This window comes from Streptomyces atratus, from assembly GCF_014648655.1.
GTDB classification, from domain to species: Bacteria; Actinomycetota; Actinomycetes; order Streptomycetales; family Streptomycetaceae; genus Streptomyces; species Streptomyces atratus.
On sequence record NZ_BMRN01000029.1, the window covers coordinates 64,119 to 88,647 of the forward strand.

Here is a 24,529-nt window from a genome sequence, read left to right on the forward strand (position 1 = left end):
CGGGAATGCTACCTGTCCCGCCAACTGCCCGAACAGCACGAAAAACCGCCACGCCCCCTCGTGGGGTGCGCGGCGGCCCTTCTCGGAGCCGTCCCGGATCAGGCGTTCGGGCGCAGCGTCCAGACGACCGTCATCTCCCCGGTCACCGCACCGTCCGCGCGCTGGATCTCGATGACCACGGGGAACTCGGGCCGCTTGCCCTCGTCGAGTTCGGCGACGACATCGGCCACCGGGCGGCCGAGAGTCGCCGTCGCGGTGACGGCACCCATGGCCAGCTTCTTGTAACCGATCTCCGCCTTCACCGCCAGCGGCACAGCACGTGACATCTGGTCGCCGAAGGCGGCGATGACGATCGCACCGCTCGCCGACTCCGCGAGCGTGAACATCGCGCCGGCATGGGGTCCGCCGATGTGGTTGTGGTAGTCGGCCTGGTCCGGCAGACGGACCACCGCACGCTCGGCGGTCGTCTCCAGGAACTCGAGATTGAGGGTCCGGGCCATCGGAACCGTCGCGGCGAGCATCTCACCGACGGTCATCTGTTCAGCGCTCATGACCAGATGTTACTCACGAGTAGATCTCTTTGGCCATCCCGGAGCACCCAAGCCCCGTCCACTGATCGCATCCTTCACCGTCCGCTCACGGGGGCGGGCGTAGCAGACCGGCCACCTCCCCTCTATCGTTACTCGCCATGTGGCCAGGACAGCAGCCGCCCGGGGGCGAGCAAAACCCGCAGGACCAGAATCAGAACCCGTATCAGCAGCCGGGGTACCAGCAGCCGAATCCCTATCAGCAGCCGGGATATCAGCAGCAGGGACAGCCCGGACAGCAGCCGGGCTATCCGCAGCAGGGCCAGCAGCCCGGCTACCCGCAGCCGAACCCGTACCAACAGCCGACCGTGCCCCAGTACGCGGTCCCCGGTCCACCCAGTGGCCCGCAGCCCGGCGACAACAAGAAGAAGACCACCGCCATCGCGATCATCGCGGCCACCGCCGTCGTCGTGGCTGCCGTGGTCACGGGCGTCGTCGTGATGAACAAGGACGACAACAAGGGCAAGGACGTCGCCGACGACAAGAACTCCTCGGCGCCCGCCAAGCCGTCCGATTCCGCGTCGCCCGAGGCGAACCCGCGCGGCACCGACGGGGATGCCAAGCCCCTGATCGCCGGCTGGAAGGTCGTCACCAACCCCAAGTGGGGCACACAGTTCGACGTGCCCGGCGACTGGGAGGTCGGCACCCCCGGTACGTTCTCGTACTTCGAGGACGACAAGAAGGGCGACGGCTCGCCGCTCATCGGTTTCTCCGCCCCGTCGTACTTCCAGAAGAAGTATTGCGTGGACGATTCGAACAAGGACGGCAGCTCGGAGGACATGAGTCTGGCCAGCGCCGGCACCAGGGGCGCCCAGGGCGCCACCGACGCCGCCAAGAACGCCCACAGCGAGGCAGGCACCTGGGCGTGGGCCGCGTACGCGCAGCACATGCCGGAGAGCACCATCAAGTTCACGCCGGCCAAGCAGTACACCACCAAGTCGGGTCTGACCGGCCAAGTCGTCACGGCCACCGCTCCCAATGTCACGAAGCGGAAGAAGTGCGACAGCGACGGCAAGACCATCGCCTTCACCTTCAAGAACAAGAAGGGCGAGTTCGCGTCGTGGGTCCTGTACGGAGCCGACAACGTCAAGGACGAGCTCCCGGACACTACGATCCAGCAGATCCTGAGCACCGTGCGGCTGGTGGACGTCGCCCCTTCATCCTGACCGTCTCCACCGCCTCCGGGAAAGCATTTGGCAGGGCGGGGTCGCAGCGGCGATAGTCCGTTGGTGACTGCCGCTTCCGCACCCCTCATGAGCCGCCCCGGCCGCAATTACCGTCTGCTGACCGCCGCCGCGATCATCACGGGCCTGGGCACCCATGGCGCGCTGATCGCGGCGGCGTTCGCGGTTCTGGAGTCGGGCGGTGACGGCGGCGACGTCGGTCTGGTGGCCGCCGCCAGGACCGCGCCGCTGGTGCTGTTCCTGCTGATCGGCGGGGCGATCGCGGACCGGCTTCCGCGCCACCGGGTGATGGTCGCGGCGAACGCCCTCAACTGCGTCTCGCAGGCCGCCTTCGCCTGGCTGGTCCTGGCCGGCGATCCGAAGCTGTGGCAGATGATGCTGCTCACCGCGTTGTGCGGCACCGGGCAGGCGTTCTTCAACCCGGCGGCCGAGGGCATGCTGATGTCGAGCGTCAGCCGTGAGCAGGCGAGCCGCGCCTTCGCCCTCTTCCGGATGTCCATGCAGGGCGCGGCGATCGGCGGTGCGGCGCTCGGCGGCGCCATGATCGCGGCGATGGACCCGGGCTGGGTGCTGGCCATCGATGCCGCGTCCTTCGCGGTGGCGGGGGCGCTGCGCGCCTTCCTGGACGTCAGCCACATTCCGTCGCGCGCACCGGGCGGCGGCCTGCTCGCCGATCTGCGGGACGGCTGGCAGGAGTTCATCGGCCGCCCCTGGCTGTGGAGCATCGTGGCGCAGTTCTCGGTGGTGGTCGCCGCAGTGGGTGCCGCCGAGTCCGTGTACGGGCCGCTGGTCGCCCGGGACGAGCTCGGTGGCGCCCGCCCCTGGGGTTTCGCGCTCGCCGCGTTCGGGGTCGGCACGCTGGGCGGGGCGCTCTTGATGATGCGCTGGAAGCCCCGGCGGCTGCTGCTGGCCGGAACCCTCTGTGTCTTCCCGCTGGCCCTGCCGTCGGCGGGACTGGCGGTGCCGTTGCCGGTGGCCGGGCTCTGCGTGGTGATGTTCGTCAGCGGGGTCGCCATCGAGGTGTTCGGGGTCTCGTGGATGACGGCCATGCATCAGGAGATCCCGGAGGAGAAGCTGTCGCGCGTCTCGGCGTACGACTGGTTCGGCTCGGTGGCGATGATGCCGGCCGCCACCGCGCTCGCCGGTCCGGTGGAGGCCCTGATCGGGCGCAGTGAGGCCCTGTGGGGCTGCGCAGGCTTGATCGTACTGGTCACCGGCGCTGTGCTGTTCGTACCCGAGGTACGCAATCTGACCCGTGCCACCGTCACCACCGAGGTGGTGACGGCCAAGGCGCAAGGACCGGCCTCAGCCGATACTGAAGGCTCCGTCGGGCGGCTCGGGTGAGGCGACAGCCTCGCCGTCCCTGACCGGCCGGGCGGCTTTGACGAGCCGGTCCAGCGAGGTCCCGTGCTCGACCCTGGCAGGGAAGGCATCGGCGGCGCAGCGGCGGGTCAGCGTCGCCGTGTCGATGGGGCTTCGGGACGCGACGAGGACGACGTTGCCGAAGCGCCGGCCGCGCAGCACCGCCGGTTCGGCGATCAGTGCGAGTTCATCGAAGACGGCAGCGAAGGTGGCGAGTTGGGAGCGCAGGAAGCGGAAGGGTGCGCCGTCCGCGAGGTTGGCGGCGTAGATTCCGCCGTCGCGCAGCGCCCGGCGGGCAGCCTGTGCGTACTCGACGGTGGTGAGGTGGGCGGGCACTCGCGAGCCGCCGAAGACATCCGCGATCAGGACGTCGACCGAACCGGGCGGGGTCTGTTCCAGCCTGCTGCGTGCGTCCGTGCCGTGCACGGTGATCCCGCTGCCGTCGGGGACCGGCAGATGCTCGGCGACCAGGGCGAGGAGCCCGAGGTCGGCCTCGGCGACGTCCTGGCGGGAGCCCGGCCTGGCCGCGGCGACGTAGCGGGGCAGGGTGAGCGCACCACCGCCGAGATGAAGTACGTCCAGCGGTGTGCCCGGTGCCGCGGCGCATTCCACGACATGGGCGAGCCGTTGCGCGTACTCGAATTCGAGGTGGTCCGGCGCGTCGAGATCGACGTACGACTGGGGTGCACCGTCGACGGTGAGCAGCCAGGCCCTGTCCCGGTCCACGTCGGGCAGGAGTCTGGCGGTGCCCTGGTCCACGTCCCGGATGACAGGTATCGACTCGTTCACTCCCCCATTGTGGGGTGCCCGATCAGCTGCTCACGACCGCGGCGACGGCTTCGGTGTGCGCCGCCGACTGGGCGAGCCCGGCACGGGCCGCCGCGGCCCGCCGGCCGGGGTCGAGGGAGTTGCGGCCGAATGCCTTCTTCGCCGCCGCGTCCGGGGTGATGACCTCCACACGGGCGCCCTTCGCAGCCAGCTCGGCCGCCTGCGAGCGCGGCGAGAGGATGACCTTGTTGCCACTGGCCGTCGGAGCGATGACGACGACGCGCCCGTAACCTGCGGCAAGATGAGCGTTGGCCGGGGAGTGCACCCCTCCGTCGATCCAGGACCGTTCCCCGAAGGTGGCGACGGGCCATACGGCCGGGACGGCGGAGCTCGCGGTGACGGCGTCCACGAGGGGAACTCCGCTGTCCTTGCCGAACGTGTGGAGCTCACCGGTGGCCGCGTCGACCGCGGTGATGCGCAGGGGACGCCCGGGCCAGTCGGGTGACAGGAGACGGCCGGCGATCGCCGTACGCCGCTCCTGCGCCGTGATGCCGAGGTGGGCGCCCTTCGCGATCCGGGCCAGCTTCCGCCCGTATGCCTCGGGGGTACGTGCGGACAGCACGGCCCCCGCAAAGCGCAGGAACGTCAGCGCGCCGAGCTTGCCGCCGGTCATGCCCTGCGGATCGGCGAGCTGGAGTTCGTACAGTTCCGGAAGCCCGAGCAGTCCGGAGGCCAGCTGCGCGCCGACCACCGCGCCCGCCGAACTGCCGATGATCAGATCGGCGGTGGCCAGATCCACGCCCGCCTTCGCGAGCCCGTACAGAATTCCGGTCTCCCAGGCGCCGCCCGTGACGCCGCCGGCACCGAGCACCAGTGCTGTGTCTGCCATACCGTCAGTCTTGCTTACGGCACCGGGCCCGCCTCCCGTGGGGTACGGAAGGCGGGCCCCTGGTACGACACGGCTCAGAGCAGTCCGGTGACGGTGCCCGCGCCGACGGTGCGGCCGCCCTCGCGGATCGCGAAGCCGAGTCCCGTCTCCAGCGGGACGTCGCGGCCCAGCTCGACGGTCAGGTCGACCGTGTCCCCGGGTCGCGCCACCGCCACCGCACCGAGGTCGACGTCGCCCACGACGTCCGCGGTGCGGATGTAGAACTGCGGCCGGTATCCGGTGGTCACCGGGGTGGTCCGGCCGCCCTCCCGCGCCGACAGGACATACACCTGCGCGGTGAAACGGCGGCTCGGCGTCACACTGCCGGGCGCCGCGACCACATGGCCGCGACGCACCCTGTCGCGCTCCACCCCGCGCAGCAGCAGGGCCACGTTGTCTCCGGCCTCCGCGGACTCCATCGGCTTCCCGAAGGTCTCCAGACCGATGACGACCGTCTCGATGTCCGGGCCCAGCACCGACACCCGGTCACCGACCCGCACAGTGCCGCGTTCGACGGCCCCGGTGACGACGGTGCCCCGGCCGGTGATGGTCAGGACGTTCTCCACCGAAAGCAGGAACGGCGCGTCGGTGTAGCGGACCGGCATCGGCACATACGTGTCGACGGCGTCCAGCAGCGCCTCGACGGCCGCGGTCCATCGCGGGTCGCCCTCCAGGGCCTTCAGGCCCGACACCCGTACGACGGGGACGGCGTCGCCGCCGTAGCCGTGCGCGGAGAGCAGCTCGCGGACCTCCAGCTCGACCAGGTCGGTCAGCTCCGGGTCACCCGCGTCCGCCTTGTTCAGGGCGACGACGATGTGGTCGACACCCACCTGACGGGCCAGCAGGACGTGCTCGGCGGTCTGCGGCATGATCCCGTCGAGCGCGGAGACGACGAGGATCGCCCCGTCGAGCTGGGCGGCGCCGGTGACCATGTTCTTGATGTAGTCGGCGTGCCCCGGCATGTCGACATGCGCGTAGTGACGGGTGTCGGTCTCGTACTCGACGTGCGCGATGTTGATGGTGATGCCGCGCCGGGTCTCCTCCGGCGCCCGGTCGATCCGGTCGAACGGGACGAACGTGCCGGTTCCGCGGTCGCTGAGGACCTTGGTGATGGCGGCGGTCAGGGTGGTCTTGCCGTGGTCGACGTGGCCCATGGTGCCGATGTTGAGGTGCGGCTTGGTGCGCACGTATGCCGTCTTGGGCATGGCTCATTCCTTGGAATTCGAAGCTGAGAGAGAAGACCCCAGGGCCTCGCCGACCCTCCCCTTACGGGGTCCGCCGGACTGTCGGGGGAGGGTCAGCTTCGTGCGCCGCCGATGGGCGCTGCGGCAGCCGAGAACGCTGCCGCTGCGACAAGTGCCGCTGCGGTGACGGGGTTCACGGCAGCCTTCGGCGCGTCCGCGACTGCGGACTGCGCTGCGAGGAAGGCGTACCGGAACATGGGTCCGATCATGGCCGACCGGCACGGCCGCGTCGAATGGTTTTCCGGCGGACACCGCGCCGGACACGGGAGTTCGGGTTCCGCCAGCAGTCGCAGATGCCTGGTCCGCGGGACGCCGGCAGCGCGCGGGAGCGATATCGGCCGCCTGGCTCGTACCGTGCACATTACGGCGATCACACCCGGACGTCGGTTAGTCTCCCCGCATGCTCGACCCCGTCCCCTCCGCCCGGCCCGCAGGCGGCCTCGCCGTGCGCTGCACGAGGGCGCTGCTCTCGCCCTGGTCCCGGTTCTCGTTGCTCGTGGCGGTGCTGCTGGCCGCCGCGGCAACGATGCTGTTCCTCGAACCCCAACGGTTGCTTGCCACCGGCTGGCCCGCCCAGCTGAGCGGAGGCGCCGCCGCGGTCGTGCTGTTCGGTGTCGCGTACGGCGTGTGCACAGTGGCCTTCGTACCGCGGCCACTGCTCAATCTCGCCGCCGGTGCGCTGTTCGGTTCGCAGGCGGGCCTGGTCGCCGCGCTGGCGGGTACGGTGCTCGGCGCGGGCATCTCGTTCGGGCTGGGCAGGGTGCTCGGGCAGGACGCGCTCCGTACGCTGCTGCGCGGGCGCTGGCTCAAGGCGGCGGACGTTCAGCTGAGCCGGCACGGTTTCCGCTCGATGCTGGCGCTGCGACTGTTCCCCGGTGTGCCGTTCGCGGCGGCCAACTACTGCGCGGCCGTCTCTCGCATGGGGTATCCGCCGTTCCTGATGGCCACCGGGCTCGGCTCGGTCCCGAACACCGCCGCGTATGTCGTCGCGGGCAGCGAGGCCTCGTCACCGACGTCGCCCGCGTTCCTGGCCGCGATGGGCTTCATCGTGCTGACGGGGCTCGGCGCGGCCGTCGTCGCCTGGCGCAAGCGCCACCGCCTCGCCGCCGAGTGATCCGGTAAGCGTGGGAGCAGACACCGGGCGGTGGTCGGGCGCGGGGGTACGCGTATCGCTGTTCATCTGAGGGCGATACCCTGCCCGCGACCGACCGAAGATCTCCGGGCCCGGCACGGCCCTGCCCTCATTTGACCGCAATGCGCACGTTGCCGACGGCCCCTGCTGCCGTCGGCCGATGCACGATCACCTCCGGGATGGCCAAAGCCCCATGAGCTGGTTCGAATCGTTCGTCCTGGGCCTCGTTCAGGGACTGACCGAGTTCCTGCCGATCTCTTCCAGCGCGCATCTGCGGCTCACCGCAGCGTTCGCCGGCTGGCACGACCCGGGTGCGGCGTTCACCGCCATCACCCAGATCGGCACGGAGGCAGCGGTCCTCATCTACTTCCGCAAGGACATCGTCCGGATCGTCTCGGCCTGGTTCCGCTCGCTGACCAACCGTTCGATGCGCGGCGACCACGACGCCCAGATGGGCTGGCTGGTCATCGTCGGCTCCATCCCCATCGGTGTGCTCGGTGTGACGTTCAAGGACCAGATCGAGGGACCCTTCCGCGATCTGCGGCTGATCGCCACCACCCTGATCGTCATGGGCATCGTCCTCGGCATCGCCGACCGTCTCGCCGCCCGCGACGAGGCAGGCGGCAGGCACCGGGCCGCCAAGGAGCGCAAGACACTGAAGGAACTCGGCGTCAAGGATGGCCTGATCTTCGGCTTCTGCCAGGCGATGGCCCTGATCCCGGGTGTCTCCCGCTCCGGCGCCACCATCAGCGGCGGTCTGCTGATGGGGTACACCCGCGAGGCGGCGGCCCGTTACTCCTTCCTGCTCGCGATCCCGGCGGTGCTCGCCTCGGGTGTCTTCGAGCTCAAGGACGCGGGCGAGGGGCATGTGTCGTGGGGTCCGACGATCTTCGCGACGTTCATCGCATTCGGCGTGGGCTATGCCGTTATCGCCTGGTTCATGAAGTTCATCACGACCAAGAGCTTCATGCCGTTCGTCATCTACCGCGTGCTGCTGGGCGTACTGCTATTCGCCCTGGTGGCGGCCGGCGTGCTGAGCCCGCATGCGGGCGAGTCGGCGGGCTAGCGGGGGACCTGGGCCGTCTTTCGGCGCCCGAGCCAACAACTAAAGCTGGAGATTATTAGAGCGGATTAGAGGCGATTCAAGCCCGCTCGACGTGATCATCTCCCATTCGTCTCCCATCCAATCTCCCACATGACCGAACCAGAGCGAGGCCGCCACCTGGAGGGGTGGACTGCGGCCTCGCTCTGGTCGGACTGTTCAACGAATGGCAGTGACACGTGCATGACCGTCATGCGTTCGAGCGAGTTTGAACAGGAGTGATCGAAAGAAGGCCTTGACCGTTCGCTCACTACTAAGAAGTCGTCTAAAGGGGTGCGCGGCGAGCGGATGGTCACATGGGGGCAGACCCGGACTCGACGCCGGGTCGGCGACCGGCATCGCTTCACCATTCAACCTGCGGTTCGCATATGCCGGAAGGACACACCAAGAAATAAATCGAACTTACGTTCCCAGGTGTCGCCGCCATCACAGCCTTCCATGTAGCGACCGTTTGGGTACTGAATCGTGATCGATAGCCGCCGAGCGTTTGTCGAGTGTCACGCCGAACCCCCCTCCCTGCCTGGGTTCTCACCCGCCGCTCCGCTCTAGGGCATCGCATAGCCGCACTCCGTGGGGCCGCAGGCATGTCCCGTGATCAGCTCGCCGAACTCGCCGGCCTGGAGCGCCGAAGCATTCAGCGGTACGAGGGCGCGGTTCGAGACCCCCGCTACAGCGACCTGCTGCTCATCTCGCGCGCCCTTAACGTCACAGTCGCCCAGCTCACCGAGGAGGAGTAGATCCGCCAACTCGGGCTGGAAGGCAGCTGAGCCCAGGGACACCTGGGGCCGGTCTTCATGTCTCTTCGCCCAGGCAGCAGGGCCCTGCCCAGACCTCGGTATCGAGGTTGTGGGCTCCGAGCCGGTCACGGATAAACCCGACGCTGACCGTGCCAGTGGTGAGGGCCTTCTTGCACCAGATGCAGGCGCGACCGGCGGACTGGTCCCACGTCAGCACCCTCGGGTCGGGGAGAAGCCGGGATGCCGGGCCATCGGCTGAGGCCGTCATGGCGCCTGTCCGGCTTCCCGAGCGGCACAGACATCCGGGGCCGGACTGGTGGCATCTTCCAAGGCCGCCTTCAGCACTGCTGTCTCTGTGATCCACGCATCACTGCTGGGACAGACCCGCCATTGAGGGCCAGGTCCCTGGGTCCGCCGGGCCGGCGGGATTACGAGGTGGTCGGTCTCTCCGAGGATCCGCACACCCGGGACGTCCCATTCGCTGGCGGATCCTGGGGCGATGAGGAAGTAGAGCACGGCTTCATGCGGATCGTGCAGGGCTGCCCCGGACCTGGCTCCGAGGATGGTCACAGCGTCGAAGCCGACGCTGCGCGGCACGCGGACGGCGTCCCAGTCATGGCCGGCACCCTCGATGATGCAGCCAGACGCTGCTGCGCGCACTGCAGGCCGCGGGCGAGGCCGACGACGCGCTGCTCGGTGCGGCGGTCCTCGCCCACACAGCGTTCATCCCCGCTTGGGTCGGGCGCCGGGACGATGCGGCGGAGCGGATGGTGGCGGCCCGGACCTACGCCCGCCGCGGCCCGGCCAGTGCGGAGTTCCTGGCGTGGCTGGACGCGGTTGAGGCCGAATGCGAGACCCGGTGCGGGAACACGAGGACTGCCTTGCACCTGATCAGGCGTGCCGAGGACGTGCTGGCCTCAGGCGCGGAGCACACCTCCCCCGCGTGGCTGGACTGGTTCAGCCCGGTGAGGCTGGCCGCGTTCAAGGGGAACACCCAGCTCAAGGCTGGGCACCTACCCCAGGCGCGCGAGACGCTTCTGGGCGTCCTTGACGGGATGCCGGCTGCGGAGGACAAGCAGCGCACTGTTATCTACGGCGACCTGGCTGCAGTCGAGGCAGCGGCCGGGAACCCCGAGGCGGCTTGCGACTATGCATGCCGGGCGCTCGATCAGCTTGAGGTCACCTGGTACGCGATGGGCGTGGACCGGGTTCGGGAGGTGCGGCGCGCCCTGGCCCCACACCAGCATGAGCAGTGCGTGCGGGACCTGGACGAGCGGCTGTACGGGTGGGCTACGACTGTGAGCGCGCTCGCTCGTTGAACTTCTGAATCTGCTCCGGCAGTTCGGTCAGGGACTCGATGCGGAATGTCGGCAGGTCCCTGGCCTCTGTGGTCTGCCACTGGATGGTGCCCCACGGTCCACGGTGGATCAGCGCGGTCTGGAACCCGGCGGATACTGCGGGGCGGAGGTCGTTGTCGACGCGGTCGCCGACGTACAGGATCTCGCCCGGCTGGTGCGGGACGGCGTCGGCGACGCGGACGAAGAATTCGGGATCCGGCTTGCTGGCGCCCCAGTCGTCGCTAGTGCCGATGAGGTCTACGTCGCCGGTGAACAGTTCGCAAAGAATCCCGTCGGCCCGCACGGTCTGGTTGCCCGCGATGCCAAGCCATAGCCCGTCGGCCCGCAGTTGGGCGAGTGCGGGGCGGACATCGTCGTACAGGTCTGACTCGTCGAAGTGCTCGGGCTGGCCGGCGTCAGCGCGGGCCTGACGCTGGGCATAGAGGTCGAAGCCGGGGTCGAACTCCTGGAACACGTCCCGGTAGTCCCGGCCCTGGGCGATGACGGCTCCGAACATTGCAGCGAACGTGTGCCGCGGGACGCCGAGCCAGTCGGCCCAGGTGCCGTACTCGCGGGTCTCGTCTACCAGGCACTCACCGACGTCGAAAACGACGGCGCGAATCATGCGCTGATCCTACAAGGTCAGGCAGCGGCGCATTGTCAGTCCTGCCTCGTAGCCTGTTCCCATGCCGATCACGCCTTCGCCTTCCACCCTTGTGCGCTCCCCCGCCGCGGTGAACGCGGACATCCGCGCGCTCTGGGCGGCCGGCCCGCTGTCGCCGGAGGGTGAGGCGGAGTATCAGCGGCTGCTGGTGGAGTGGGAGGCTGCGGTCCGGGCCGACGTCGTCGAGGCGGCCTGACCTGCGCGGCTCCGGTCGATTGTCAGTGGCGCCGTTTACGATCCGGCCGTGGCAATCGATATTACTGATGATCTGATCATGCTGGACCGTTCCGCCCTCGCGGAGCAGAAGTAGGCCCTCGCCGAGCCGTACACGCCGGAGGGGAACGGCATGGGACGAGGCAAATGCGGCGGCCTTCCACCTGTATTCGCCTCAAGTCGACAAACGGGTAGGACCTTGAGATCGTGTACGGAAGCGTGAGGCCACCCTCTGTGGGGCGGTGGCTGTCATCGGATGCGGGGCCCATGTCTAGGGCCGCCCGGGGCTCCCCCGGTCTCTGCCTGAGCTGCGAAACCGTGCCGCTCAGGCGTGGAACCGCCTCTTCATTCACGCCCGTCCTGTGCATTCCAACCTCTCGGCTGGGCATTTCGTTCGCGTGATGCCCGAAGGGAAGGCAGAACAATGAACGGACGTTTTCGCTTCATCGCGTTGGCACCCCTGGCAGTGTCCTCACTGGCACTCGGCTCGGTGTCCTTCGCAACCGGTTCCGCCCAGGCGGTCGCGCCTGCGGCCACATGCCACGTGACGCAAGACCCGGGTGGCAATGCCTTCAACGTCATCGCGCAGGGACTCACCCCAGGATCGCCTGTGCAGCTGCGAGTGGGCGGAAAGATTACCCCGGTGGCCCTGGAGGCTGGGGCTGACGGAGGTTTGCAGACCTCCCTCTCGGTGATCACGGGCTTCGGGGCCATGACCCTGCAGGAGGAGGGCGGGCCGAGGCTCACATGCGGCACGGTCAAGCAGGCCGAGGAGAAGGAAGTCAACGACCAGTTGGCGATGGGCTTCAAGGCTGGCTTCGCCGCCGCCAAGGAGGCCTGCACGGCGGAGCTGCCGGCGGGCATAGCCGCACCGGACCCCAACTTCGAGAAGGGGTTCAACATGGGCAAAGACGCCGCTATAGCCAGATTCTGCTAGCGCTAGCGGGACTGGCACACCCTTAGACCAGCAACGCTCATTGATCCCTGACATGTCAATGGGCGTGGGCCCGGCAAGGGAAGAGGCCCCGGACAGTCTGTCTGGGTCCTTTTCCCTTGCCGGGCCGAATGGTTGACGCCCCGTCACAGCGTGACCTCGAGCCGATCGCACGGCAGCAGCTCCGGCACTGCACACGCGGAGGTTTCACGACACCCACTGCGACCGGGTCGGGGGCGTTCTCGTAGCTGCGCCCAGCCATAAGCGCGAATGTGATGAGTCCACGGTACTGGGCCCGTATGACAACCGGGCCGGGCAGCAGGTGGCCCCGCCGACGGGGGTGACAGCGGGGCCGAGGCCAGTGTGGCAGGAGTAGGTCGCGCCCACGCTGGGATTCTTTCCCTTGTTCGCACCTTCGGCGATCCGTAGGTGCGGCTGGATCTGCCTGATGGTGAAGCCTCGATCGCGCAGAGCGGCAGCCTGAACGGTCAGCGTCTCCGTCATGACAGGCTTGCGCCCGCCAACTCGGCCGCGCTTACGGGCGGCTTCCAGGCCGTCCTTCGTCTTCTTGACGATGTCCCGACGGCGATCCTCGGCGAGGGCCAGGGCAAGGTCGAGGATGAGGGAGCGCTCTTTGTGCTCGCCGGCGGCAATGCCTTCGAGCACCTTGACGGCGATGCCGCGCTCGAAAAGGTCGTTGAGGACGATCAGTCCCTCGAGGAGGTTGCGGCCGAGCCGGTCGACCTCCTGCACGCAGAGCATGTCGCCCTCGCGCACGTACTCGACCGCGGCCATGAGTACGGGTCGCTCTTCGGTGCTGAGCCTGCCGCTGATCTTCTCTTCGAAGACCTTGATACAGATCGTGTCCAGCGCATCGTGCTGCCGCTGGGTGTTCTGCCTGTCGGTGCTGACTCGAACGAGGCCAACTAAGGCCACAGGACTCCCCTTTGTTCATCAAATGCTTCCGATAGATACCTGAACAGCACCAGGTAGATGAACGGGTTTCTGAACAACTAAGGGTCCAGATAGGGGCGTTCGGCGCGTCAGCGTTCGGGTACACATCCCGACCGATTGATGAACGGCCGCTGGCAGGTAAGGATCGGTTGTTGGACACCCCTGATCGCCAGCCGTGCCACACAACGATGTGCTGTGTCACCGAACTTTGAGCGTTTGTCACTGAAGGCTGATCGCTCGCGGAGCGCCCCAATGCCGTCAGATCCTGGGCCCCCTTTGCCGGAGTGCATCCATGCTCTGCATCAACCTGCCGACCGCCTCCGCGAGGACCGTCTCGTCTCCACGCATGATCGCGAGATGCACTGCACTGGCCGCCTCAGTCAGTGCGTCACAGGTGTCCTTCACTCCGCGGGGTCCCGCTAGCACTAGGACGTCAGAAGTCTTCGCGACGCGTCTGCGACCCTCTAGTGACTGGGCGGTGAACTGGGCGTAATCCGGTGTGCGTGCCTCTCCCCGCTCCGCCGCAGCGTGGATCATCACGTCCTCCGTCAGGTGCAGGACTGCCGCCGCTTCGTTCATGAGCGCAAGGCAGCCCTCCTTTCGCTCCTTGCGAGTCTGGAGACGTGCCGCCCCCAAGCTCGTGACGAACGCCGCGCCTCCGGTCGCCACGGAACCCACCACCGCGCCAAGCACTGCAGCCACCCCTTGATCCATCTCGCTACCCCCTAGAACTGGCTCAGAGCCGTTCGGTAACGCTAGCAATCGGGGATCTCGCCGCTCAACGTTCAGTGGCACACGCTCAAAGTCCGATGGCGCAGGACAAACGAAACCCCCTCCCGCCGAAGCGGGAGGGGGCGATATCACTCGGTCTCGTCGTCGAGGGGCGGGATGTCGGGCTCGACGAACAGCCCGGCGTACTGCGGCACCGGCTGCTCCTCGACGAGTCCGAGGTCGACGAGCGTCTCCATGTCTGCAGCGCTGTCGTCCACGCGCCGCTGTACCTGCTGCGGCGGAAAGTCAGCCATCAAGTCTCCTGTACATCGAGGTTGTCGCCAGAGCGCCGAGCCCCAGCAGGTTGCGGGACTGGTCCGGGAACGGTGTGTCGGCGCCAGTACGGCGGCACACCAGGGCATCCGGATCGCTTGGTGGGGCTTGGAGAGAGTAACCGTTCGGGCAGGTCTGCCCGTCGGCGCCATCCTTACCGTTCTTGCCGTCGGTGCCGGGCGGACCAGCTGGGCCGGTTTCGCCCTTCGGGCCAGCCGGACCTACGACGGACGTCGCCGCGGGAAGTACACGAAGAAGGTCAAAGAGAAAAAGCGGTACATGGACATCACCGATGTCCACCAGTTGGCCCTCAACGCCTCGGTCTTCTGGGGGTTCCCTGGCTACGTGTTCATCCTGACGATGGCGTTCACCGGGATGCGTCCAGCTGAGCTGTATGCGCTGCGCCGCGAGTACGCCCATCCCACCTGGCCTGCCTCCGACCCTGACGACGAGCAGCGTGAAGAGTCCATCGAGCGGTACCTGGTTGAGCAGACCATGCCGGCGATCCGTGTGCAGTATCAGCACCAGTGGAAGGCCAGTGTGCTCACGCTTCTGCCGCCCAAGTACGACAGCCACCGGACGCTGGTGATCCCCCGGTTCCTGGCTGAGCTGCTGGAGATGCTGCTGGACAGCCACGACAGCGAGTGGGTGTTTCCATCAATCAATGGCGGTCCCCTGGCGAAGGCGAACTTCACGTACCGCTACAGGGGGAAGATCGCTGATGGCCGCGAGACATCGACGCCGCGCTCCACCTGGCGGCCGCTTCCCGGCTGGCCGACGGTGAAGGCCTACGCGGGGAAGCGGCTGTACCTGCTCCTCGCTGGCGTCGAGGGCACGTACAGCAACGTCACACCGACGATGGAGCGTGCCATCATGGATTCACTGCAGGTTCGGTGGCAAGGCTTCGTGGTGACTTCGGGGGCGGACTGGTTGCCCAGTTCTCCCAAGCCTCTCCCAGTTGATCTTCTAACTTGGATGAAGGGGCAGGTCAGCGCCGCACAGGTTTCCAACACACCAAGTGGTTCATGAAGTTCATCACGACCAAGAGCTTCATGCCGTTCGTCATCTACCGCGTGCTGCTCGGGCCAGCTCTGTTCGCATTGGTGGCGGCAGGGGTGCTGAGCCCGCACGTCGGCGAGTCGGCACTACGCACGCGCGCCCTCACCTCGTCCGTCCGGCTCAGCGCTTCGCCCTGCGGTGGGCCAGCACCGCGCCTATCACCAGTCCGACCAGCAGAGTCACGGTCAGTACCGCCCAGAGCGGCAGGGTGACGATGGGCACCCACATACGGATGCCGACCGATTCGGTGTTCGCGGCGATGAACCAGATCGCAAGACCGATCAGTACCAAGATCCCGATAGTGCGCATCCGCACGTCCCGGCCCTTGACGGAGAGGGTCGGCGGGGCGTGCGGTCGAGACGTCTTCTGTGCCATGAATCCAGTATCGAGCGATTCAGGTGATTAGTCCTGGCAGGTCTCATTCATCACGTTCTGCGCAGCGGGCTCGATGCCGGCCGCCGCCACACCACCTCTACGAAATTGCGTGGCGGTCAGGGTATGTCGCCCTGCCAGTCCCACCGGTCGAAGTCGCCGTCCCTGGGTCCGTACTCCGCTCGGCCGCCCGGGCCGAACCGCCCGATCTCCGTGTTCAGCGCCGCCCCCTCGCGCAGTGCCGTCTCCGTCCAGCCGGTCACATCGAGGAGCAGCCCGTCGAGTGGGCCGCCCACCAACTCCCGGTAGGAGTGACCGGGCTGGGGCCCCGGGTCGGGATCGTCATGGTCGGCGCCGTACACGCGCCGCTGCCGCATCAGCTCGTCCATGGGGGCAGGATCCCATCCGGCACTGACAATCGCGGTGGGCCGGAAGGCTCTCGGCCCGAGCAGCACGGCCCGGGTCCGGTCTCCGATCCGTATGTTACGAGGTCACCCGGGTGACCTCGACGAGTGTCAGGCCGAAGGAGAGCCCGAAGGCGACCGGCTTGCGAGGGCCGGTATCGCGCCGGGCAGCGCGTGGCGCAGCACGACCTGGCGCATCGGAAGCCCGTCGAAGGGGGCAGCCTCGACGTGCGGGGTGGCTGCCCGGTCGGCGAGCGCACCGCGCACGATGCGGGTGTTCCAACCGGCCTGCGGGATGACGAGGGCCAGGACCGGCAGGATCGGCCTGGTCCGGGTGGCGGGTTCGCCGTCGACGCCGGTGAGAGTGACGGCGGGCGGCCGGCCCGTCCACAGGGACGGGACGAGCGGCAGGCGCACGGAGACGACGAACTCGGGCACCGCGAACGCAGAGGTGGCCGCGTGTCCGGTGATCCGGTCGGCCGCCCAGCAGCCCAGGGCGAGGGACGCCGCTACGGTGAGGACGAACGCGCTCGCCGCCGGCAGCAGGGTGTTGTTACGCATGGTGGCATCTGCCCGGATCTTCCCGGGCAGATGAGGCCGAAAGGCCCTGCCAGAAGACGTGTATGCGTACCAACCTGGGACATGTACAGCCGGAACCCGGAAGGAAATCATGACCATCACCGAGCTTCCCGTGATCGCAGCCGTCGACGGCTCGTCGCACAGCCGTGAGGCACTCGACTGGGCCGCCCGCGAGGCCGTCCGCCAGGGGCTCCCGCTGGTGATCGTGCACGCCCGGACGCCGAACCGGCGCACCGGTCAGGAGACACAGCAGCGCGAGGCCGAGGAACTGCTCACCCAGTCCGTGCGAAGGGTGTCCGAGATCGTTCCGGATCTGCACCCGTCGACGCTCGCACCGCTGGACTTCCCCTCGGCGGCGCTCGCCTCGCTGAGCCGTGACGCGTCACTGGTGGTCGTCGGTTCGCGCGGTCTGGGCGGTTTCCGGTCCCTGATGCTCGGCTCCAACAGTCTGGCGACCGCCTCGATGGCCCAGTGCCCTGTCGTCGTCATCCACAGCGGACCGTCGGACGAGGACGAAGGGGAGGCGGCCGAACCCTTTCCCGACATTGTCGCGGGCGTCGCCGCCGACGAGAGCAGTGAAGCGGTGCTGGAATTCGCCTTCGCGACGGCCGCTTCCCGGCCCGGTGCACGACTGCGGATCGTGCACGGCTGGACGATGTTCTCCTCGATGCTGTCCGGCGGCCCGGTCTTCGACCGGGACGCGGCGGCAGCTGCGGCCGAGCGGACCCTCGCCGAACTCACCGCCGGCTGGCGGGAGAAGTACCCGCAGGTCGAGGTCGTCAGGGAACCGGTCGGCGGCTCCGCCGCCCGCACCCTGGTCACGGCCTCGGCGACCGCGGCACTGACCGTGATCGGGCGGCGCAAGGGCGGTGAGTCCCTCGGGCTCGGGCTCTCCCCCGTCGCACAGACCACGCTCACGCATGCCCTCGGCCCGGTGGCCGTGGTGCCCTGCTGAGGGTTGTGTCGGCCCGTCGTGCGTGCACGCCCCTTGGCCTCGGACGCCGGCGGGCAGACACTGACCCGATGACGCAGCGCGTGGATCTCTCGACCGTGATGGACCAGCTTTCCATCGATGCAGTGATCACCGGCTATGCGATGGCGGTGGACGACGGCGAATGGGTGGACTACCGGGCCCTGTTCACCGCGGACGGCCGCGCCGACTACCGTGGCGCGGGCGGAATCGAAGGGCCTGCCGCCGAGGTCGCCCAGTGGCTCGCGGAAACCATGCGGCTCTTCCCCGTACGCCAGCATCTGATCGTCAACCGCCGGCTCGACATCCAGGACCTGGGCGGCTACCCGGGCGACCGGGCCGAAGTGCGGGCCGACTACCTCAACCCGATGAGGCTGGACAGCACGGCGGGCGGCGAAGGCGGCTCCGGGGCGGGGGCGACCACGCCGAACTTCGTCTCCGGCGGGCGGTACGCCTTCACACTGTCGCGTACGGGGAACGGCTGGCGGATCCGGACCGTGACCGTGCATGAGAAGTGGCGCGGCACAGCTGACGCGCTCACCCCCTCCTGATCCCGCCCACCGGTGCTTCCGCCCCCGCGCCGGGAAAGAACTGCGGAACAGGTGACCAGGGGGGACACTGCTGATCAGCAGGACGAGGAGGCGCGGCATGCGGATTCCGGCCGGTCGGCGCGAGCAGTGGGAGCGGATGCTGCGGTCCGGCCGGTGGCGCGGCTGCCTCGCACTGCTCGCCGGTGCGCTGCCCGCGCTCGCGTTCCCGGCGCCTTCCCTGTGGTGGCTCGCCTATGTCGGTCTGGTGCCGTGGCTGCTGCTGATCCGGTCCGCCGGTACGGGGCGCCGGGCGGCGCTCGACGGCTGGCTCGGCGGGATCGGCTACCTGCTCGCCGTGCATCACTGGCTGATGCCGAGTCTCCATGTGTTCATCGTGGTCCTGGCGGCCCTGCTCGGTCTGCTGTGGGCGCCGTGGGGTCTGCTGGTCTTCCGGGTACTGCGCGCGCCAATTTCCGTCGCAGCAGCCATGGCCGCTGTCGTCGTCGTGCCGTGCGGCTGGCTGATGATCGAGCTGGCGCGCTCCTGGGAGGGCCTCGGCGGTCCCTGGGGGCTGCTCGGCGCGAGCCAGTGGGAGGTGGCTCCGGCACTCCGCGTGGCATCCGTCGGCGGGGTGTGGCTGGTGAGCCTTCTGGTGGTAGCGGTGAACACCGCCGTCGCCCTCCTGTTCGTGGCCGCTGCCGCCCGTACGGTCGCCGTCGTCGGCATCGTGGTGTGCGCCCTGGCCGCGGGGGCGATGGCGCAGTGGGCGCCGCAGCCCGAGCGATCGGGCGTGGCCAGGATCGCCGTCGTGCAGCCGGGTGTGATCTCGGGTCCCCACAGCGTGGAGCGTCGGCTCGCCGTCAGCGAGCGGCTGACCGGCAAGCTGGCGGGACGCGATCTCGATCTGGTCGTGTGGGGCGAGAGCAGTGTCGGTGTCGATCTCTCCCGGCACCCGGAAGTCACCGCCCGGATCGCGGCCCTCTCGCGTCGGGTGGGCGCGGATGTGCTGGTCAACATGGACGCCCGGCAGACCGGCGGACCGGGTCGGACGGGGATCTTCAAATCCGCGGTGCTGGTGGGTCCGGACGGACTGACCGGGGACCGGTACGACAAGATGCGGCTGGTGCCGTTCGGCGAGTACATCCCGGCCCGTTCGGTGCTCGGGTGGGCCACGTCCCTGGGCAAGGCGGCGGGCGAGGACCGGCTGCGGGGCACCCACCCGGTGACGATGTGGCTTCCCCGGGCCGCCGGAGGGAGGGGTCTGCGCATCGGGCCGCTGATCTGCTTCGAGTCCGCGTTCCCCGACATGAGCCGGCGGCTGACCCGGGACGGAGCGCAACTGCTGATCGACCAGTCGTCGACCGCGACGTTCCAGCACAGCTGGGCTCCCGAACAGCACGCCTCGCTCGGGGCGCTGCGGGCCGCCGAGAACGGCCGCCCGATGGTGCATGCGACACTCACCGGCGTCAGTGCGGTGTACGGCCCGCAGGGCGAGCGGATCGGTGCCCCGCTCGGTACGGATACGAGCGGCGCGGCCGTGTTCGATGTACCGCTGGCGTCCGGTACGACGCTCTACGTACGGCTGGGCGACTGGCCGGTGTACGGGGCGTCGGCCGTGCTGGCCGTGTTCTGCGCCTTCGAAGGGGTGCGATCGCTCCGCAGGCGCCACCGGGGCGGGCCGGCCGCCGCGAGGGGTGCGGCGGCTCCGGTGGTTGCCTCACTCGCTGAATCCGATGAATCCACCGATCGCTCCAGGCCGTGAGCCCGGAGACCGGCCGGACTATCCGGGGCCGTTCACGGAGACGATGTGGCCCTGGGCGTCGACAGTGAGCGAGACCCGCTCGACCTTGTTGGTCACGGCAAGAACCAGCCACACAGCGCCCCAGAGAAAGCAGGTGAACACCATCAGGATGGCGTGGAGCACGTGATTCAGCGGCCGGCCCCGGACCATGACCACCTGTGTCTCGGAGCGTGATTCCACTCGCCAGCCGCTCGCGATCCGCTGATTGACCGCCCAGTCGAGGATCAGCCCGCGCTGCATCGCGTCGGGCGGCCGCCCGTCGGCCGAGTAGTAGCCGGGCGGCGGCTGGAGTGCTCCCCAGCCCTTTGGCTTGTCGTGGGGCCTCACGAGGTCACCTCCACGGGCCGGTGGTCATCCCCCCAGCCTGCATCGGAGCCGGGCCCGACGCATCCCGGGGCCGAAGGGCCCGTGACAGGACACGGCTCCAGGGTCTGTGCGGCCCTTGACCCGCACAGACCCTGGCTAGGCGCAGTCCAGGTCGCGCAGGATGCGCTCGCACAGCTCATGCGTCTGCAGGGCGTCGCCGGCGCTCAGCACCTTTCCGGCCCGCACTGCGTCCAGGAAGGACAGCACGCTCTGCTCGATGCCGCGCTGGCGGGTCACCGGCACCCAGTCGCCGCGCCGTCGCACGCTCGGCTGCCCCTTGTGATCGATCACCTCGGCGAGGTTGACGACCTCGCGCTTGGAGTCCTGGCCGGAGACCTCCAGCCGTTCCTCGTTCGAGCCGCTGAGCCGGTTCATCGCGCCGATGGCGGTGAACCCGTCACCCGCCAGTTGCAGCACGACATGGTGCATCAGACCGTCGCGGATCCTGGCCTGTACGACGGTGTGCTCGATCGGCCCCGGCGCCAGGAAGCGCAGTGTGTCGACGACATGGATGAAGTCGTCGAGCACCATGGTGCGTGGATCCTCGGGCAGGGCCACTCGGTTCTTCTGCATGAGGATCAGCTCGCGCGGGTGCTCGGCGCACTGCGCGTAGCCGGGCGCGACCCTGCGGTTGAAACCGACGGCGAGGCTCACCCCTCGCTCTTCAGCAAGGCGCACCAGCCTCTCGGAATCGGCGAGTTCATAGGCCAGTGGCTTGTCGACGTACGTGGCGACGCCCGCGTCCAGCAGCCGGCCCACGATCTCCGGGTGCACGGCCGTCGGGGCGTGGACGAACGCGGCGTCCAGGCCCTCGGCGAGCAGCGATTCGAGGTCGGTGTGGCGCTGCCCGGACGGGATCCGGTGGCTCTCGGCGACCGCGGCCAGGGTGGCGGCGGTACGGGTCTGCAGATGCATTTCGACCCCGGGCAGGGTCGTCAGAACCGGCAGATACGCCTTCTGCGCGATGTCGCCGAGCCCGATGCAGCCGACCTTCACAGGGGTCTCCCTCTCACTGTTCAGCGCCGACCGGCGCGGTGTTCATCGATCGGGGGAGCCCGGTCGGGCTCTTCGAGCCGATGTCTGCCGCGGTGACCTGTGCGCGTCCTTCGTCGGGGCAGCATACGTGTGCTGCGGCGGCTGCCAGTCCGCGATGCCGTCGAAGGTGCGCAGGACGAGCGTGGGCCCGATCCGCGAGACGGTGGACATCAGGACGTCGCGCAGCGCCACGGCCGGGGCACTGGTCAGGCACATCAGCCGGGAGGCCTGTGCGGCCTTGCGGACGATGGCCGATGTGCGGGGCAGCCGGTCGGCGGTGTACGCCGCCAGACCCGCGCCGAGGTGCCTGCCCGGTGTCACATGGTGGGCGAGCACGATCGCGTCCTCGACGGCCTGGTTTCCGCCCTGGCCGAGGCTGGGTGCCATGGCGTGGGCGGAGTCGCCGACGAGGGCGGTGCGGCCCCGGTGGAAGGACGGCAGGGGGTCGGTCAGCTGGTACACGTCGTTGCGGAGTACCTGTCCGGACTCGGCGGCGGCGATGATCGAGGGGATCGGGTCGTGCCAGCTGCCGAACCGGCGCATGAGCTCCGACTTCTCGTCGTCGGCGGCACGGTCTCCGGCGGGGGCGACGGCGGCCCCGTAGGCGTATGTCCGGCCGTCCTTGAGTGGCTGGGTGCCCCAGAGTGCGCCGCGCCCCCAGGTCTCGTGCGGGGCGAAGGGCCGCTCGGGCGCGGGGACGACGATGCGCCAGGTGGTGAATCCGGCGTACGAGGGTCCGGGGTGGGCCGGGAAGAGTGCGCTGCGTACGCCCGAGTTGATGCCGTCGGCACCGATGACGAGGTCGGCCTCGATGTCCCCGTCCGCCGTCCGGACCACCGCACGCGCACCGTCCACGGCGCCCGGGTCCAGCAGTTTCGCGGCGGCGTCGGTACGAACGGCGGGGGCGGGCAGCCGGGCCACGAGGCGGCCGACGAGGGTGGCCCGGTGCAACAGGACGATCGGGCCGCCGAACCGCTCGGTCGCGACGGCGCTGTTCGTACGGGAGAGCCAGCGGCCGCTCGGGGTACGCATACCGCCGTCGCCCTGCCAGGCGGCGAGCGACCTGATCTCGTCGCCGAGGCCGATGACGTCCAGCGCGCGCTGGGAGTTGGGCGCGAGGGCGATACCGGCGCCCACGGGTTCCAGCGAGGCTGCGCGCTCCAGGACGGTCACCCGCCAGCCGCGACCGTGCAGGGCCACCGCCGCGGTGAGGCCGCCGATCCCGCTGCCGATGACGACGGCATGAGGCTTGTCCATCACTCCTCCTCGAAACTACAGCTGTAGTGACAACGTCACCGTACTACAGCTGTAGTTCCGAAGGTAGGTTGGCCCCATGGCCACACGCACCACCGGCACCTCCCGGGCCGATCTCATTACCGATGCCGCCCTCGCGCTCCTCGCCGAACGCGGGATGCGCGGCCTGACCCACCGCGCGGTGGACGAGCGCGCCGGACTCCCGCAGGGTTCGACGTCCAATTACGCACGCACCCGGCAGTCCCTGCTGGAGGTGACGGTGCAACGGCTGGCGGAGCGCGAGGCGCGGGTGCTCGCCCCCGGTGAACTTCCGGTTCCGGGCACCGGCAGGACGGACAGGCCGGATGCCGGCCCGGAAGGCGGTTCGGGCACCGGCGCGGAGAACGGCACGCGCATCGGCCCAGAGGCGCTGGTCGCCGGTCTCGCGTCAGCCCTGCACCGATATCTCACCCGCCACCCCGAACTGCTCATCTGCCGCTACGAGCTCGCCCTCGAGGCCACCCGGCGCCCGGAGCTGCGGGAGTTCTTCGACGCGACGGGCCGGCAGTTCCGCGAGCCCCTGATGGCGCTGATGACGGCGGCCGGGTCGGCCGAGCCCGAGCGGCACACCCTGTCCCTGGTGGCCTGGTGCGAGGGGCTGATGTTCTCGTGCGCCGCGGGGTCGTACCACCGCTCCGTACCGACCGAGGAGGAACTGCGTACCGGCTTCACCGAACTGCTGCGCGGGATGCTCGGATCGCAGGCGGCATTGCGCTGACCGGCGTCACTCGTGCGGGCCAATCATGGCTTCCCGGCTCACTCAAAACCGGGTTCGCACAGCAGAGTTGATCAGGTGCAACGAACCCGAATCACCGTGAAGCTCCTGGTTGGCGTGGCGGTCACGACACTGTCCGGATGTGTGTCCGTGGCGCCGCAGCCGGACGTTTCGTCCCGGCCCGGGGCCAGCAGGCCCGCCCAGGACCTGGCGCCACAGATCGTGCGACCGCCGGTCCACGACAGCCTGGGAGCCGTACCGGCCGCCGAGCCGTCCACCTCCGCATCCGCCCCGGCGCGGGGCGCACCGCCGGACACCCGCCGCGCCGCGCCCCGCGCACCACAGCAACGGAAGCACACCGGGGCGGCGCGGCCTCGGCCGCGCCAGGTCCCGCCCCCCGTGACCGCGCCCGTCCCGGACCTGCCGACCCCCGTCACCGAGAAGGACGTCTGCGCGCTGGGACGGGGATACGGGCACTGGCCCGCGGGCAGTCCGCAGTCCCGGATCTGCGAGAACACCTACGGTCGCTGAGCCCGGCAGGAGAGAGCCGAGCGGGTGGCCCGTCCGCCGCGGACGGGCCACCCCTCACAGCTCCCGCAGCCTCAGCTCCAGCCGCGCGATCGCCGCGCGGACCCCTCCCCCGTATCCGTCGTCCGCCCCGTCGTCCGCGAGCACGCCGGACGCGGCGCGCGCCCGGTCCAGATGGATCCGGGCCGCCTCGGGACGGTGGAGCTTCACATAGTCCGCCGCGAGATTGAGATGGAGCGAGGGATAGAACGCCCGCACCGCGAGCGCATCGGAGTGCTGTGCGGCACGCTCGTCGGTCAGGCTGCCGGCCGCGGTCAAAGCCCTCAGGTCCCAGGCGAGCTCATCACCGGGGTCGTCCTGCGTGTCGGCCATGTAGTGGGCGAGGGTGCACCGGTGCAGGGCGTCCCCGTCCTCGCCGATCTCCGACCAGAGCTCGCCGAAGCGATTGCGGGCCTCTTCCCGGTCGCCGCCGTGCAGCAGCATGATCGCCTGGCCGATCCTGGTCATGACGGCATCCTTCGACGCCTCCCGCTGCTCCGTCACTGCGGCCTCCCTGTCCACGTCCCGTTTCCGTTCGACGCTAGCCGCAGCCGCGGTCAATCCCGCTGAGGCTCGGGCGGGCGTCCCGAACCTGTCCACCGGGCACCCGCCCCCCGGCCCGGACCTGTCCACCGGGCGCCCGCCGCC

The 24,529-nt window shown here is 69.2% G+C and carries 29 protein-coding genes and 2 pseudogenes; 15 read left to right on the forward strand and 16 right to left on the reverse strand.

Annotated features, from left to right (window positions below; all coding sequences use genetic code 11):
* Positions 1-98: 98 nt before the first annotated feature.
* Entirely contained in the window at positions 99-536 is a 438-nt protein-coding gene (locus IEZ15_RS31355; RefSeq protein WP_189280408.1) for a DUF4442 domain-containing protein, read from the reverse strand.
* Between the two features lie 152 nt (positions 537-688).
* Between IEZ15_RS31355 and IEZ15_RS31360 the strand changes: the two genes are divergently transcribed.
* The gene (locus tag IEZ15_RS31360) at positions 689-1,753 is read left to right on the forward strand and encodes a DUF8017 domain-containing protein (protein ID WP_189280383.1); all 1,065 of its coding nucleotides are present in this window, start codon (positions 689-691) and stop codon (positions 1,751-1,753) included.
* An 87-nt stretch (positions 1,754-1,840) separates the two neighbouring features.
* The gene (locus IEZ15_RS31365; protein WP_189280409.1) at positions 1,841-3,115 is read left to right on the forward strand and encodes an MFS transporter; all 1,275 of its coding nucleotides are present in this window, start codon (positions 1,841-1,843) and stop codon (positions 3,113-3,115) included.
* Here IEZ15_RS31365 and IEZ15_RS31370 read toward each other — a convergent pair.
* The 4 genes from IEZ15_RS31370 to IEZ15_RS31385 form a co-directional block, all read right to left on the reverse strand.
* Complete coding sequence (locus IEZ15_RS31370) at positions 3,077-3,922, reverse strand: spermidine synthase (protein WP_189280384.1); 846 nt, start codon at positions 3,920-3,922, stop codon at positions 3,077-3,079. The two genes, IEZ15_RS31365 and IEZ15_RS31370, sit on opposite strands and share 39 nt — an antisense overlap.
* A gap of 22 nt (positions 3,923-3,944) precedes the next feature.
* Entirely contained in the window at positions 3,945-4,790 is an 846-nt protein-coding gene (locus IEZ15_RS31375) for a patatin-like phospholipase family protein (protein WP_189280385.1), read from the reverse strand.
* 74 nt (positions 4,791-4,864) lie between these two features.
* Positions 4,865-6,034, reverse strand: a complete 1,170-nt coding sequence (gene tuf, locus IEZ15_RS31380) for an elongation factor Tu (protein WP_114243352.1) — start codon at positions 6,032-6,034, stop codon at positions 4,865-4,867.
* A gap of 92 nt (positions 6,035-6,126) precedes the next feature.
* Positions 6,127-6,270 (reverse strand): hypothetical protein, encoded by a 144-nt coding sequence (locus IEZ15_RS31385; RefSeq protein WP_189280386.1) that lies wholly within the window; start codon positions 6,268-6,270, stop codon positions 6,127-6,129.
* Between the two features lie 203 nt (positions 6,271-6,473).
* Between IEZ15_RS31385 and IEZ15_RS31390 the strand changes: the two genes are divergently transcribed.
* From IEZ15_RS31390 to IEZ15_RS31405, 4 genes and pseudogenes are all read left to right on the forward strand, one after another.
* A complete protein-coding gene (locus tag IEZ15_RS31390; RefSeq protein ID WP_114243353.1) occupies positions 6,474-7,187 on the forward strand; it encodes a TVP38/TMEM64 family protein in 714 nt (237 codons plus the stop codon).
* Positions 7,188-7,398: 211 nt separating this feature from the next.
* Positions 7,399-8,271 (forward strand): undecaprenyl-diphosphate phosphatase, encoded by an 873-nt coding sequence (locus tag IEZ15_RS31395; RefSeq protein WP_114243354.1) that lies wholly within the window; start codon positions 7,399-7,401, stop codon positions 8,269-8,271.
* Positions 8,272-8,801: 530 nt separating this feature from the next.
* Positions 8,802-9,044: a helix-turn-helix domain-containing protein gene (locus tag IEZ15_RS46505; RefSeq protein ID WP_189280387.1), complete on the forward strand. Its 243-nt coding sequence runs from the start codon at positions 8,802-8,804 to the stop codon at positions 9,042-9,044.
* 641 nt (positions 9,045-9,685) lie between these two features.
* A pseudogene (locus tag IEZ15_RS31405) lies at positions 9,686-10,363 on the forward strand (NsdA family TPR-like regulatory protein); the annotation flags it as partial.
* On the opposite strand, the gene IEZ15_RS31410 reads toward IEZ15_RS31405, so the two are convergent.
* Positions 10,335-11,006 (reverse strand): HAD family hydrolase, encoded by a 672-nt coding sequence (locus tag IEZ15_RS31410; RefSeq protein WP_189280388.1) that lies wholly within the window; start codon positions 11,004-11,006, stop codon positions 10,335-10,337. The pseudogene IEZ15_RS31405 and the gene IEZ15_RS31410 overlap by 29 nt on opposite strands.
* 61 nt (positions 11,007-11,067) lie before the next feature.
* Here IEZ15_RS31410 and IEZ15_RS31415 point away from each other — a divergent pair, with 61 nt between their 5' ends.
* On the forward strand, positions 11,068-11,241 hold the full coding sequence (locus tag IEZ15_RS31415) for a hypothetical protein (protein WP_189280389.1): 174 nt from the start codon (positions 11,068-11,070) through the stop codon (positions 11,239-11,241).
* Positions 11,242-11,682: 441 nt separating this feature from the next.
* A complete protein-coding gene (locus IEZ15_RS31420) occupies positions 11,683-12,195 on the forward strand; it encodes a hypothetical protein (RefSeq protein ID WP_189280390.1) in 513 nt (170 codons plus the stop codon).
* 204 nt (positions 12,196-12,399) lie between these two features.
* Here IEZ15_RS31420 and IEZ15_RS45260 read toward each other — a convergent pair whose 3' ends face one another.
* From IEZ15_RS45260 to IEZ15_RS31435, 3 genes are all read right to left on the reverse strand, one after another.
* Positions 12,400-13,128, reverse strand: coding sequence for a recombinase family protein (locus IEZ15_RS45260; RefSeq protein ID WP_229846214.1), 729 nt, complete (start codon positions 13,126-13,128; stop codon positions 12,400-12,402).
* A gap of 276 nt (positions 13,129-13,404) precedes the next feature.
* Positions 13,405-13,848, reverse strand: coding sequence for a hypothetical protein (locus IEZ15_RS31430; RefSeq protein WP_189280391.1), 444 nt, complete (start codon positions 13,846-13,848; stop codon positions 13,405-13,407).
* 158 nt (positions 13,849-14,006) lie between these two features.
* Complete coding sequence (locus IEZ15_RS31435) at positions 14,007-14,171, reverse strand: hypothetical protein (protein ID WP_189280392.1); 165 nt, start codon at positions 14,169-14,171, stop codon at positions 14,007-14,009.
* 298 nt (positions 14,172-14,469) lie between these two features.
* Between IEZ15_RS31435 and IEZ15_RS31440 the strand changes: the two genes are divergently transcribed.
* Positions 14,470-15,219, forward strand: coding sequence for a site-specific integrase (locus tag IEZ15_RS31440; protein ID WP_189280393.1), 750 nt, complete (start codon positions 14,470-14,472; stop codon positions 15,217-15,219).
* A pseudogene (locus tag IEZ15_RS31445) lies at positions 15,207-15,335 on the forward strand (undecaprenyl-diphosphatase); the annotation flags it as partial. The gene IEZ15_RS31440 and the pseudogene IEZ15_RS31445, both read left to right, overlap by 13 nt.
* A 34-nt stretch (positions 15,336-15,369) precedes the next feature.
* Here IEZ15_RS31445 and IEZ15_RS31450 read toward each other — a convergent pair.
* From IEZ15_RS31450 to IEZ15_RS31460, 3 genes are all read right to left on the reverse strand, one after another.
* On the reverse strand, positions 15,370-15,624 hold the full coding sequence (locus tag IEZ15_RS31450) for a DUF1049 domain-containing protein (RefSeq protein ID WP_114243357.1): 255 nt from the start codon (positions 15,622-15,624) through the stop codon (positions 15,370-15,372).
* 116 nt (positions 15,625-15,740) lie between these two features.
* Complete coding sequence (locus tag IEZ15_RS31455; protein ID WP_114248874.1) at positions 15,741-16,010, reverse strand: MDR/zinc-dependent alcohol dehydrogenase-like family protein; 270 nt, start codon at positions 16,008-16,010, stop codon at positions 15,741-15,743.
* Between the two features lie 126 nt (positions 16,011-16,136).
* On the reverse strand, positions 16,137-16,586 hold the full coding sequence (locus tag IEZ15_RS31460; RefSeq protein ID WP_229846215.1) for an ABC transporter permease subunit: 450 nt from the start codon (positions 16,584-16,586) through the stop codon (positions 16,137-16,139).
* A gap of 109 nt (positions 16,587-16,695) precedes the next feature.
* Between IEZ15_RS31460 and IEZ15_RS31465 the strand changes: the two genes are divergently transcribed.
* The 3 genes from IEZ15_RS31465 (at position 16,696) to lnt (ending at position 19,866) form a co-directional block, all read left to right on the forward strand.
* Positions 16,696-17,559, forward strand: coding sequence for a universal stress protein (locus tag IEZ15_RS31465; protein ID WP_189280395.1), 864 nt, complete (start codon positions 16,696-16,698; stop codon positions 17,557-17,559).
* 68 nt (positions 17,560-17,627) lie between these two features.
* Positions 17,628-18,125 (forward strand): nuclear transport factor 2 family protein, encoded by a 498-nt coding sequence (locus IEZ15_RS31470; RefSeq protein ID WP_189280396.1) that lies wholly within the window; start codon positions 17,628-17,630, stop codon positions 18,123-18,125.
* Between the two features lie 97 nt (positions 18,126-18,222).
* Positions 18,223-19,866 carry an apolipoprotein N-acyltransferase gene (lnt, locus tag IEZ15_RS31475; RefSeq protein ID WP_189280397.1) on the forward strand — a complete coding sequence of 548 codons (1,644 nt, stop codon included), beginning with the start codon at positions 18,223-18,225 and terminating at the stop codon, positions 19,864-19,866.
* A gap of 18 nt (positions 19,867-19,884) precedes the next feature.
* On the opposite strand, the gene IEZ15_RS31480 is transcribed toward lnt, so the two are convergent.
* The 3 genes from IEZ15_RS31480 to IEZ15_RS31490 form a co-directional block, all read right to left on the reverse strand.
* Entirely contained in the window at positions 19,885-20,232 is a 348-nt protein-coding gene (locus tag IEZ15_RS31480; protein ID WP_114243362.1) for a DUF8108 domain-containing protein, read from the reverse strand.
* 135 nt (positions 20,233-20,367) lie between these two features.
* Positions 20,368-21,267: a Gfo/Idh/MocA family protein gene (locus IEZ15_RS31485; protein WP_189280398.1), complete on the reverse strand. Its 900-nt coding sequence runs from the start codon at positions 21,265-21,267 to the stop codon at positions 20,368-20,370.
* Between the two features lie 42 nt (positions 21,268-21,309).
* Positions 21,310-22,563, reverse strand: a complete 1,254-nt coding sequence (locus IEZ15_RS31490; RefSeq protein ID WP_189280399.1) for an FAD-dependent monooxygenase — start codon at positions 22,561-22,563, stop codon at positions 21,310-21,312.
* Positions 22,564-22,639: 76 nt separating this feature from the next.
* On the opposite strand from IEZ15_RS31490, the gene IEZ15_RS31495 reads away from it, so the two are divergent.
* Complete coding sequence (locus IEZ15_RS31495) at positions 22,640-23,317, forward strand: TetR/AcrR family transcriptional regulator (RefSeq protein WP_189280400.1); 678 nt, start codon at positions 22,640-22,642, stop codon at positions 23,315-23,317.
* 75 nt (positions 23,318-23,392) lie between these two features.
* Positions 23,393-23,845 (forward strand): hypothetical protein, encoded by a 453-nt coding sequence (locus tag IEZ15_RS31500; protein ID WP_189280401.1) that lies wholly within the window; start codon positions 23,393-23,395, stop codon positions 23,843-23,845.
* Positions 23,846-23,899: 54 nt separating this feature from the next.
* Here the strand turns inward: IEZ15_RS31500 and IEZ15_RS31505 are convergent, their stop codons facing one another.
* Positions 23,900-24,385, reverse strand: a complete 486-nt coding sequence (locus IEZ15_RS31505) for a hypothetical protein (protein ID WP_114243367.1) — start codon at positions 24,383-24,385, stop codon at positions 23,900-23,902.
* Positions 24,386-24,529: the final 144 nt, after the last annotated feature.